1 protein-coding gene (running past one end of the window) is annotated in these 12,164 nt (G+C 73.4%); it reads left to right on the forward strand.

Translation table 11 applies throughout. The annotated features are described in order from the left end of the window. Positions 1–12,164 carry the beginning of a non-ribosomal peptide synthase/polyketide synthase gene (locus tag NWFMUON74_RS15405; protein ID WP_187688468.1) on the forward strand. The gene runs 14,881 nt beyond the window's last position, so only the first 12,164 of its 27,045 coding nucleotides appear in the window; its start codon is at positions 1–3; its stop codon lies beyond the right edge, outside the window.

Consider the following 12,164-nt stretch of genomic DNA (forward strand, 5'->3'; position numbering starts at 1 on the left):
ATGACTATGGAGTCGATTCGATTCGATCTTTCCCCGGATCTGATCCCGTTGTCGACAGCGCAATACGGGGTCTGGTTCGCGGACAAGGTGTCCGACGGAATGCCGATAAACATCGCGCAGTACGTCGATATTCGGGGCGAGGTGGACGCCGCCGCGTTCGCCGAGGCGGTGCAGGCGGCGGGCCTGGAGCTGGGCTCGGGCTACCTGCGCATCGTGGAGGTCGACGGCACGCCCTACCAGCGCATCGATCCCGATCAGGCGTACGACGGAAGTGTCGTCGACTTCGGCGAGCACGCCGATCCCGAGGCCGCGGCGCTGGCGTGGATGCAGGCGGACTGCGCCGCGCCGGTGGACCTGCAGCGCGACACCCTCGCCGAGACCAGGCTGCTGCGTCTGGGCGATCGCCATTACTACTGGTACTCGCGCATCCATCACGTCGCGATCGACGGATACGGCGGTCTCACGCTCAGCTCGCGCATCGCCGAGCGGTACAACGCCCTGCTCGCGGGCCGGGAGCCGGCGCCGCTGCGGGCCGCGACGCTGCGGCAGATCCACGCCGACGAACAGGCGTACCGCGCCTCCGAGCGATTCGGCAAGGACCGTGAATACTGGGCCGAACGCACGGCGGGACTGCCGGACGCGGTGAGCCTGGCGGGCCGCACCGCCGACCCCGCGCCCCACGATCTGGTGTCGACGACCCAGCTGTCGGGCGCGATCGCCGACCTGCTGCGGGTGGCGGCCGCGGAATACGGCGCGAGCGCGGCGCAGCTGGTGGTCGCGGCGCTGGGAAGTTACCTGGCGCGCATGACCGATTCCGGCGATATCGCGCTGAGCCTGCCGGTCGCGGCGCGCACCACCGCCAAGCTGAAGAACTCCGCCGGGATGCTGGCCAACCTGCTGCCGATCCGGCTGCGCATCGATGCGCGCACCTCGGTGGGCGAGGTGGTCGCGGCCGCCAACCGCGAGCTGACGGGGGCGCTGCGGCATCAGCGCTACCGCTACGAGGACATCCGCCGCGACGAGGCGCTGAGCGGCAGCGCCGCGCTCGGCCGCGGGTCCACCTTCGGCCCGATCGTCAACATCGTGTTCTTCGACGCCGACATCGAATTGGGTGACGCCACCGGCACCTATCACATCCTGCGTTCGGGTCTGCTGGAGGATCTGCAGGTCAATCTGGTGCAGAGCGGGGCCGACGCGCCGCTGTCGATCGAGTTCCACGGCAACCCGCATCTCTACACGCAGGACGAACTCGACGCCCACCATCGCCGATTCGTCTCCTATCTCGAACGGTTCGTCGGCGCGGACCCGGCGCTGCGGCTGCGCGACCTCGATCTGCTGTCGGACGACGAGCGCCGGATCGCGTTCGACGCGCGGCCGGGCCTGGACACCGTCTCGACGCTCGCGGAGGTGTTCGACCGGTGCGTAGCGGAGTCGCCGGAGGCGACCGCGGTCGTGCTGGGCGAGACGGAGCTGACCTATCGCGAACTCGACGCGCGCGCGAACCGGCTCGCCCGGCTGCTGATCTCGCGTGGGGTGGGGCCGGAGTCGCTGGTGGCGACGGCATTGCCGCGGTCGGTGGCGGCGGTGGTCGCGGTGTGGGCGGTGGCGCGGACCGGTGCGGCGTTCGTGCCGATGGATCCGGCGCACCCGCGCGAGCGGATCGCCTACATGGCCGCGGCGTCGGGCGCGCGGTACGGCCTGACCATCGCCGAACACGCTGCGCGACTGCCGGATTCGGTCGACTGGCTGGTGCTGGACGCGGAGGTGACCGGCGCCGATCGCCCGAGCGCCGAGCCGATCACCGACGCGGAGCCGATCACCGACGCCGAGCGGATCGCGCCCGTGCGGGCCGAGCACCCGGCCTATGTCATCTTCACCTCCGGGTCGACCGGCCGTCCGAAGGCCGTCGTGGTCGGACATGCCGGGCTGGCGAATGCGATCGATGAGCAACGCCGCCGCTTCGGCGTCACCGCGGCATCACGCGTACTGCACACGGCGTCACCGAGTTTCGACGCGTCGGTGTTCGAGATGCTGATGGCCTTCGGGTCCGGCGCGACACTCGTCGTCGCGCCGCGCGACACCTACGGCGGCGACGCGCTCGCCGAACTGCTGCGCGCGCAACGGGTTACCCACCTCGTCGTCACGCCGACGGTGCTGGCGACCATGGAACCCGGTGGTCTCGCGGATCTGCGGGTCGTCGCGGTCGCGGGGGAGGCGTGCCCCGAACGGGTCGTGCGAATCTGGAGCACGGGCCGGGAGATGTTCAACCTCTACGGCCCCACGGAGGCGACGATCTGGACCACGGCCTCCGCGCCGATGCGGCCGTCCGATCCGGTCACCCTGGGCCGCGCGATCCGGGGCGCGGGCGTCGTCGTGCTCGACAGCTGGCTGCGTCCCGTCCCGGTGGGTGTCTCGGGTGAGTTGTACGTGTCCGGCCCGCAGCTGGCGCGCGGATACCTGGGTCGCCCGGATCTCACCGCGCAACGCTTCGTCGCCGACCCGTACGGCGCGCCCGGCGCCCGCCTGTACCGGACCGGTGACCTGGTCCGGTGGACGCCTGCGGGCGATCTGGAATACCTGGGGCGCACGGACTTTCAGGTGAAGGTGCGCGGCCTGCGCATCGAACTCGGTGAGATCGACGCGACGCTGGAGGAGCAGGACGGCGTGGCCGCCGCGGTCACGGTGAACCGGCGCACCGCGGCGGGCGCGGAGGCGCTGGTGTCCTATGTCGTCGCCGAACCGGATCGCGAACTCGACACCGTGGTGCTGACCGCCGCTCTGGCGCAGCGGCTGCCCGAGTACATGGTGCCCGCCGCCATCGTCCCCGTGGACCGGATGCCGCTGTCGCCCACCGGCAAGCTGGATCGTTCGGCACTGCCCGACCACACCTTCGACGGCGACAGCGAGTGGCGCGCACCGGTTTCCACCGTCGAGGCGACGCTGGCCGAGGTGTTCGCCGAGGTGCTCGGGGTCGACAAGGTCGGTGTGGACGACAGCTTCTTCGCGCTCGGCGGCGACAGCATCATGTCGATCCAGCTGGTGGCGCGCGCGAAGGCGCGCGGCGTGGTGTTCACCCCGCGCGAGGTGTTCCAGCGGCGCACGGTCGCCGCGCTGGCGGCGATCGCGCGCCGGTCCGGCGACGCGCAGCCCCCCGCCCTCGCCGAGCTGACCGGCGGCGGCGTCGGGACGATGCCGCCCACGCCGATCGTGCGCTGGATGCTCGCGCGCGGCGGCGGCTTCGACCGGTTCCACCAGTCCCTGGCGCTGCGGCTGCCGGTCGGAGCCGACCGGGACGGTCTTGTGAAAACCGTTGCGGCCGTGGTGGACCACCACGACATGCTGCGTTCGCGCCTGATCGACAGCGAGGACGGTCCGAGGATCGTGGTCGGCGAGCCGGGCTCGGTCGACGTCGCCGCGCTGCTGCGCCGGGTGGCCGTGAACGGACCGGCCGAGGCGCGCGCGGCGGCGGAACGGGAACGTGTCGCGGCGGCCGGCCAACTGGACCCGGCGGCGGGCGCGGTGCTGCGACTGGTCTGGCTCGACGCCGGTCCCGGCGCGGCCGGATGGCTGATCGTGGTCGCGCACCACCTCGCCGTGGACGGCGTCTCCTGGCGAATCCTGGTGCCGGACCTGATGTCCGCGTGGGCGCAGGTGTCGGCCGGGCAGCGGCCCGCGCTACCGCCCGTGGGCACCTCGATGCGGCGGTGGGCGCACGCGCTGGCCGAGCTGACGCCGCAGCCGGAGGAGGCCGACTACTGGGCCGACGTGCTGAGCGGGCCGGATCCACTGCTCGGTGCGCGCGCCCTCGACCCGGCGGTCGACGTCGCCGCGACGGTCGAGCGCCTCGACCTCACCGTCGGGCCGGAGGTGACCGCGGCACTGACCACCACCGTGCCCGCGGCATTCCACGGCGGCGTGCACGACGGCCTGCTGGCGGCGCTGGCGGTGGCGGTCACGGTGTGGCGGGCGCGGCGCGGCGTGACCGCGCCGGACACCCTCGTCCAGCTGGAGGGCCACGGCCGCGAGGAGTCCGCGGTGCCGGGCGCCGACCTGTCCCGCACCGTCGGCTGGTTCACCACCGCCTACCCGGTCCGGTTGCGGCTCGGTGCGATCGATGCCGAGGCGGCGTTGGCGGGGCGAGCGGCCGCGGGCGAGGCGATCAAGGAGATCAAGGAGCAGTTGCTCGCCGTACCCGGCAACGGGCTCGGCTACGGACCGCTCCGGTGGGCGTCCGGGGCGCTCGGCTCGACCGGCACGCCGCAGTTGTCGTTCAACTATCTCGGACGCACCGCGCTCGGCGAGATGTCCGGTGCGGCAGCCGAACTCGGCTGGCTGCCGACCACCGACCTCGGCACCGGCTCGGCCGGGGACAACGACGACGCGCCGGCGACCGCCGTCCTCGACATCACCGCGATCGTCGCCGACGGCGACGCGGGAGAGACGCTGCGGGCCTCGTTCGGCTACCCGACCGGCGTCCTGTCCGCCGACGACGTACGGGAGCTCGCGCTGCTGTGGGAGCGAGCCTTGTCGGCGCTGGCCGCCCACGCGGGCACGCCGGGTGCGGGCGGACACACACCGTCGGACTTCGACCTGGTCACCGTGCGGCAGCACGAGATCGAGGAGTGGGAGTCGCGGTATCGGCCCGCCGACGTGTGGCCGCTGTCGCCGCTGCAGACCGGTCTGCTGTTCCACGCCATGCTCTCCGGCCGGACCGCCGACGCCTACACCGCGCAGCTGACCCTGACATTGGCGGGCACGGTCGATCCCGATCGGTTGCGGGCGGCCGCGCAGGCACTGCTTGACCGGCATCCGAATCTGCGGGTCGCGTTCGCGACCTCGGGGTCGGCGGCGGTGCAGCTCGTCGCCGACGCCGTCACCGTGCCGTTCACCGTGATCGATGTGCGCGGCGAGACCGCGGCGGCCGAGTTCGACCGTGTCGCCGCGGCGCAGCGCGCGACGCCGTTCGACACCGCGGTGCCGCCGCTGCTGCGGTTCACCCTCGTGCGGGTCGCCGACGACCGGTGGCGGCTGCTGCTGACCAACCACCACATCCTGCTGGACGGCTGGTCGATGCCGATACTGGTACGCGACCTGGTGCTGCTGTACGCGGGACGGGTGGACAGCCCGGCCCCGTCGTACCGCGGCTTCCTGGAATGGCTCGCCCGCCGAGATCCTTCGGATTCGCTGCGGGCCTGGGGGCAGGCGCTGGCGGGAGTCACCGAACCGACACTGCTGGCACCGCGCGACACCGGTGCACCGGGGTCGGCCCGGCCGCGGAACCATGTCGTCGAGCGCGACGAGCGGCGCACGGCCCGCCTGGTGGAGCTGGCGGCCCGGCACGGCGTCACCCTGAACACGATCTTGCAGGCGGCGTGGGGCATCGTGCTGTCGCGCTCGACCGCGCGCCGCGATGTGGTGTTCGGCGCGACCGTGTCCGGCCGCCCGCCGCAACTGGCCGGCGTCGAGGAGATGGTCGGCCTGCTCATCAACACCGTGCCGGTGCGGGTGCGCAACACGCCGGGGGAGTCGGTGGCCGCGCTGCTGCGGCGGGTGCAGGACGAGCAGGCCGCGCTGCTCGAGCACCATCATGCCGGGCTGGCCGAGATCCAGGCGGCGACCGGGCTGCCCGCGCTGTTCGACACCCTGCTGGTATTCGAGTCCTACCCGATGGACACCGCGGCGATCGCTCGCCTCGCCACCGACATCGACGGCATGTCGGTGACCGCGGCCGCGGTGGACGACGCCGCACACTACCCGCTGACCGTTGTGGCGCAACTGGATTCGCGCCTGCGATTCCGTTTCGGCTATCAGCCGGAGGCGTTCGACGCCGAGACCGTCGCCGCCGTCGCCGACCGGTTCGACCGGGTGCTGGACGGTCTCGTCACCCGGGCGAGCGTGGCCGAGATCGATGTCCTCACCGCCTCGGAGCGCGCCGATCTGCTCTCCCGGCACGGCGGGCCCGCCGTCGCGGCGCGGCCGCTGGCGGAACTGCTGGACGCCGCGGTCGCGGCGAACCCGGACGGTGTGGCGGTGGTGGGCGAGGGGCGGGAGCTCACCTACCGGCAGCTGTCGGAACGGTCGAATCGCCTGGCGCGCTTGCTGATCGGGCGTGGCGTCGGCCCGGAGGACCTGGTGGCGGTCGGCCTGCGCCGGTCGATCGACTCGCTCGTCGCGGTGTGGGCGATCGCGCGGGCGGGCGCGGCGTTCGTCCCGGTCGACCCGGCCTACCCGGCCGACCGGATCACGTACCTGCTGGACGACTGCGGCGCGCGCCTCGGACTGACCGTCGCCGGCACCGGCCTGCCCGCCACCGTGGCATGGCTGTCGCTGGACGATCCGGCGATCGAGTCGGCCGCGAGCGTCCTGCCGTCCGGCCCGATCGACCCGGCCGAACGGGTGCGTCCGGTGCACCCGTCGCATCCGGCGTACGTGATCTATACCTCCGGCTCCACCGGCCGCCCGAAAGGTGTGGTGGTGGGGCACGGCGGCCTCGCCAACTTCCTGGCCGAACAGCGCGAACGCTATGCGGTGCGGCCGAGTTCGCGGGTGCTGCACGCGGCGTCGCCCAGCTTCGACGCCTCGATCCTCGAACTGCTGCTGGCGATCGGCGCGTCCGCGACCCTGGTCGTCTCGCCGCCGGACGTGTACGGCGGCGACGAGTTGCGGCGGCTGCTGCTCGACCAGCGGGTGACCCATGCCTTCCTCACCCCGTCCGTGCTGGCGTCGGTCGACCCGGCCGGACTGGCCGATCTCGGCACGGTCGTCGTCGGCGGCGAGGCGTGCCCGGCCGCGCTGGTCGAGCGGTGGGCGCCCGGTCGCGCGCTGTACAACGCCTACGGCCCCACCGAGGCCACGATCGCGGCGAATATCAGTGCGCCACTGGCGTCTTCGGGACCGATCACCGTCGGCGGGCCGATCCGCGGCACGACCTCGCTGGTGCTCGACGACGCGCTGCGCCCGGTACCCGAGGGCGTCGCGGGCGAGCTGTACCTGGCGGGCGTGTCGCTGGCCCGCGGCTACCACCGGCGGGCCGGGCTGAGTGCCGCCCGCTTCGTGGCGAATCCGTACGGACCGCCCGGCAGCCGGATGTACCGGACCGGCGATGTCGTCCGCTGGACCGCGGACCGGGCGCTGGAATACCTGGGCCGCGGCGATTCCCAGGTGAAGGTGCGCGGACTGCGCATCGAACCGGGTGAGATCGACGCGGTCCTGACCGGCTTCCCGGGCGTCGAGACGGCGGTGACACTGGGGCGCACCGCGCCGACGGGCAACACCCTGCTGGTGTCGTATGTCGTTGCCGACACGGGTGTTTCGATCGATACCGGCGCGCTGCGCCGGGAGGCGGCGCGGCTGCTGCCCGACTACATGGTGCCCGCGGCGATCGTGGTCGTTGCCGAACTGCCGGTGACCGCGGCGGGCAAGCTGGATCGGGACGCACTGCCCGAGCCCGTCCTCGAGCGCGGTGCGGCGCGCGCCGCGGCGACCGCCGCCGAGCGCACGCTGGCCGAGGTCTTCGCCCAGGTGCTCGGGCTCGACCGGGTGGGGGCCGACGACAGCTTCTTCGCGCTCGGCGGCGACAGCATCATGTCCCTGCAGCTGGTCGCGCGCGCCAAGGAACGCGGGCTGGCCTTCTCGACCCGGGACGTGTTCGAGCAGAAGACGGTGGCGGGATTGGCCGCGGTGGCCCGCGACGCCACCGCCGGGGACGCCGTCGCGCTGCCCGAATTGCCCGGCGGCGGCGCAGGTTTCGCGCCGCTGCTGCCGATCCATCGGTGGCTGGTCGAGCGCGGCGGCGGGTTCGGCCGGTTCGAGCAGTCGCTGGTCCTCGAACTGCCCGCCGGAATCGACCGCGCCGGGCTGGTGGCCACCGTGGGTGCGGTGATGGACCGGCACGACGCGCTGCGCAGCCGGCTGGTGCGCACCGCCGACGGGTGGTCACTCGACATCGCCGCCCCGGGCACGGTCGACGTGGACGCGCTGGTGCGCCGGGTCGCGACCACCGACGACACCGAAACCGAGGTCGCCGCAGCGGAATTCGACGCCGCCGTGGGCCGTTTGGACCCGGCCGGGGGCATCGTCGTGCAACTGGTCTGGCTCGACCTCGGCCCGTCGCGGCCGGGACGGTTGATCGTGGTCGCGCACCACCTGGTGATCGACGGCGTGTCCTGGCGCATCGTGATCCCGGACCTCATGGCGGCCTGGGAGCAGGTGCGCGGTGGGCAGCAGCCGTCGCTGGCGCCGGTCGGCACGTCGCTGCGGCGGTGGGCGCACGCCTTGGCCGACGAGGCCGTCGCGCCGGAACGCGTCGCCGAACTGCCCTACTGGGCAACGGTTGTCGAGGGACCGGACCCGTTTCTCGGTGACCGGGACCTCGACCCCGCCGTCGACCTCGCCACCGGCGTCCGCCGTCACGAGGTGGAACTGCCGTCCGGCCTCACCGAGGCCGTCCTCGGCACGGCGGCCGCCGCGTACCACGCGGGCGCGGCCGACGCGCTGATCGCCACCCTCGCCGTCGCGGTGACGGCCTGGCGTGCGCGCCGCGGCGAGGTCGAGTCCGGGCTGCTGCTGCGGCTGGAGGGCCACGGCCGCGAGGAGTCCGTCGTGCCGGGCGCGGACCTGTCACGGACGGTCGGCTGGCTCACCTCTGCCTATCCGGTGCGCCTGGCCTTGGACGGCCTGGACGCCACCGCCGCGCTGTCGGGCGGCGCCGACCTGGACGCCGCCGTGCGGGCGGTCAAGGAGCAGCTGCGAGCCGTGCCGGACAACGGCATCGGCTACGGACTGCTGCGATACCTCAACCCCGACACCGCCGCCGAGCTGCCCGCGCGGCTGCCCGGCCAGATCAGCTTCAACTACCTCGGGCGGATGTCGGAGGCCGATATCCCGGCCGCGCTGCGCGGTGCCGGCTGGGCCCCGGTCGGCGATCTCGCCGCCCTGCCCCGCCGCGCCGACCCGGACATGCCCGCCGCGGCCGTCCTCGACATCAACGCCGTCGTGGTCGACGGCCGCCTCACCGCCAGCCTCGGTTACCCGGACACGCTGCTGGACGCCGGCACTGTCACCGAGATCGCCGATCTGTGGGTGCGGGCGCTGACCGCGCTGGCCGACCACGTGAGCGCGGGCGGCGGCGGGCACACGCCGTCGGACTTCCCCCTGGTCACCCTCGCGCAGGCCGATATCGACAAGTGGCAGCGGCGGTATCCGCGCCTCGCCGACATCTGGCCCGCGGCCCCGCTGCAGACCGGCCTGCTCTTTCACGCGTTCCTGGCCCAGGCGTCGGTGGACGTCTATACGGTGCAGCTGGTGCTGGCGCTGTCCGGCCGCGTCGACGCCGAGCGGATGCGTCTGGCCGCGCAGGCGGTCCTGGACCGGCATCCCAACCTGCGGGTCGGCTTCGCCACCGGACACGACGGCGCCGCGGTCCAGGTGGTGGCCGACGGCATCGAAGTACCGTGGCGCACCGTCGATCTCGGCGGCAGCGCCGATCCCGCGACCGAGCTGGCGGCGACGCTGGCCGCCGACCGCGCCGCGGGCCTCGACCCGGCGCAGGCCCCGCTGCTGCGCTTCACCCTGATCGCATTGGGCGGCAACGACTTCCGGCTGGTGCTGGCATATCACCATGTCCTGCTGGACGGCTGGTCGCTGCCGCTGCTGCTGCGGGAGCTGCTGACCATCTACGCCACGGGGGATCCGGCAGCACTCGGCCCGGTGCCGCCCTACCGCCGCTATCTGGAGTGGCTCGGCGGCCGCGACACCGCGCGGTCGCTGGCCGTGTGGACCGACGCCCTGGCCGGAGCCGAGCCGACCCTGCTCGCGCCGCCGGTCGCCGCCGCGGACGCCGCGCCGCGCATCGAGGAGGTCGAGGTCACCCTCGCCGCCGGACTGACGCGGCGGCTGGCCGACCTGGCCGCCGAGCTGGGCGTCACGGTCAATACCGTGGTGCAGGCCGCGTGGGGAATCCTGGTGTCCCGCATCGCCGGTCGCGACGACGTGCTGTTCGGTGCGACCGTGTCCGGCCGCCCGCCGCAGGTGCCCGGCGTGGAGTCGATGATCGGACTGTTCATCAACACCGTCCCGGTCCGGGTGCGTTACCGGCCGGAAGAGCCGGTGCGGGCCGTGCTCACGCGACTGCAGGACGAGCAGGCGCGGCTGCTGGACCACCACCACGTCGCGCTGAGCGATATCGCTCGCGGTCTCGGGGCGCAGACGCTGTTCGACACGATGACGGTGTTCGAGTCCTACCCGATCGATCGCGCCGGGCTGGCGGAGCAGGCCCGCGCGCTCGACGGGCTGACCATCGACGACGTCACCTCGAACGACGCGCCGCACTATCCGCTGTCGGTGGTGGTGCTCACCGGTGAGCGACTGCGCGCGCACTTCCAGTACCAGCCCGCGGTGTTCGACGAGACCTGGGTGCGTGGATTCGCCGATCGGCTGGTGCGGCTGCTCACCGCGATGGCCGACGACCCCGCGACACCGATCGGCCGGATCGATGCGCTCGATCCCGCCGAGAAGGCAGCGCTGCTGCGACGGGCACACGGCGTCGAGCGCGTGCGTCCGGCCGGGCAGACCCTGGTCTCGCTGGTGCACGAACGGCTGGCGGCCGCACCGGACGCCGTCGCGGTGTGCGGCCGCGGCGGCACGCTGACCGCGGCCGAACTGTCCGAGCGGTCGAACCGGTTGGCGCGCACGCTGATCGCCGCGGGTATCGGCCCGGAGCAGCGGGTCGCGGTGGCGCTGCCGCGCTCGCCGGAACTGGTCGTCGCGGTCCTCGCGGTTCTCACCGCGGGCGCGGCATACGTGCCGGTCGACCCGGGCTATCCGGCTGACCGGATCGCGCACCTGCTGAGCGACGCGCGGCCCGCCTGTGTGCTCGTGGACCCCGCGGCACCGGTGCCCGTGCCCGCCGAGCTGCCCGCGCTGCACCTGGACGAGACGGAAACCGGTGCGGGAGAACCGATCACCGACGCCGAACGGGTCCGTCCGCTGCGTCCGGCCAACCCGGCGTACGTGATCTACACCTCCGGCTCCACCGGACGGCCGAAGGGCGTGACGGTCAGCCACGCCGCGGTGGTCGGCCAGGTGCGCTGGGTGACCGGGTGGCTCGGGCTCGGCGATACCGACGTGGTGCTGCTGAAGACGCCGCTGTCGTTCGACGTCTCGATCTGGGAGCTGTTCGGCGCCTTGGCCACCGGCGCCCGCCTCGTCGTGGCCGAACCGGACGGCCACCGGGATCCGGCGTACCTGCGGGCCGTCATCGAACAGCAGCGGGTGACGCTGGTGTCGTTCGTGCCGTCGATGCTGGAGGCCTTCGCCGACAGCCTGCCGGCCGGGGCCTGCGGCTCGTTGCGGGCGGTGCTGGCCGCGGGCGAGGCATTGCCGCCGCGCACCCTCGCCCGCACCCGGGCCCAGCTGCCGGGCGCGGAGGTCCACAATCTCTACGGGCCGACGGAATTCACCGTGCACGCGACCGCGGCCACGGTCACCGGGGCCGACGGCGCGGTCGTGCCGATCGGGTCGCCGGTGGACAACAGCGCGGCCCACGTGCTCGACCGGCACCTGCACCCGGTGCCCGACGGCACCGTGGGTGAGCTGTATCTGGCGGGCGCGCAGGTCGCGCGCGGCTACCACGACCGTCCCGGGCAGACCGCGGAGCGGTTCGTCGCGCATCCGTTCGCGCCGGGCGAACGGCTGTACCGCACCGGCGATCTGGTACGCCGCCGCGACGATGGCGCGCTGGAGTACGTGGGCCGCACGGACTTCCAGGTCAAGGTGCGGGGTATCCGCATCGAGCTGGGCGAGATCGACGCGGCGCTCACGGCGTTCGACGGTGTGGAGTTCGCGGTCACGGTCGGGCGCACCGGCCCGGCCGGCGGTGCGTCGCTGGTCTCCTACGTGCTGCCCGCGCCCGGCCACGCGCTCGACCCCGCCGCCCTGCGGGAGGCCGTGGCGGGCGTGCTGCCGCCGGTCATGGTGCCCGCCGCGGTCACGGTGCTGGACACCCTGCCGCTCACCCCGGTGGGCAAGCTGGACCGCGCGGCGCTGCCGGAACCGGTGTTCGCCACGCGGGAATTCCGTGCCGCGCGGACGGATCGGGAGCGGCTGCTCGCCGAGGTCTTCGCCGCCGTGCTCGGTGTCGACCGGGTGGGCGTGGACGACAATTT

This window comes from Nocardia wallacei, from assembly GCF_014466955.1.
Taxonomy (GTDB): Bacteria; Actinomycetota; Actinomycetes; order Mycobacteriales; family Mycobacteriaceae; genus Nocardia; species Nocardia wallacei.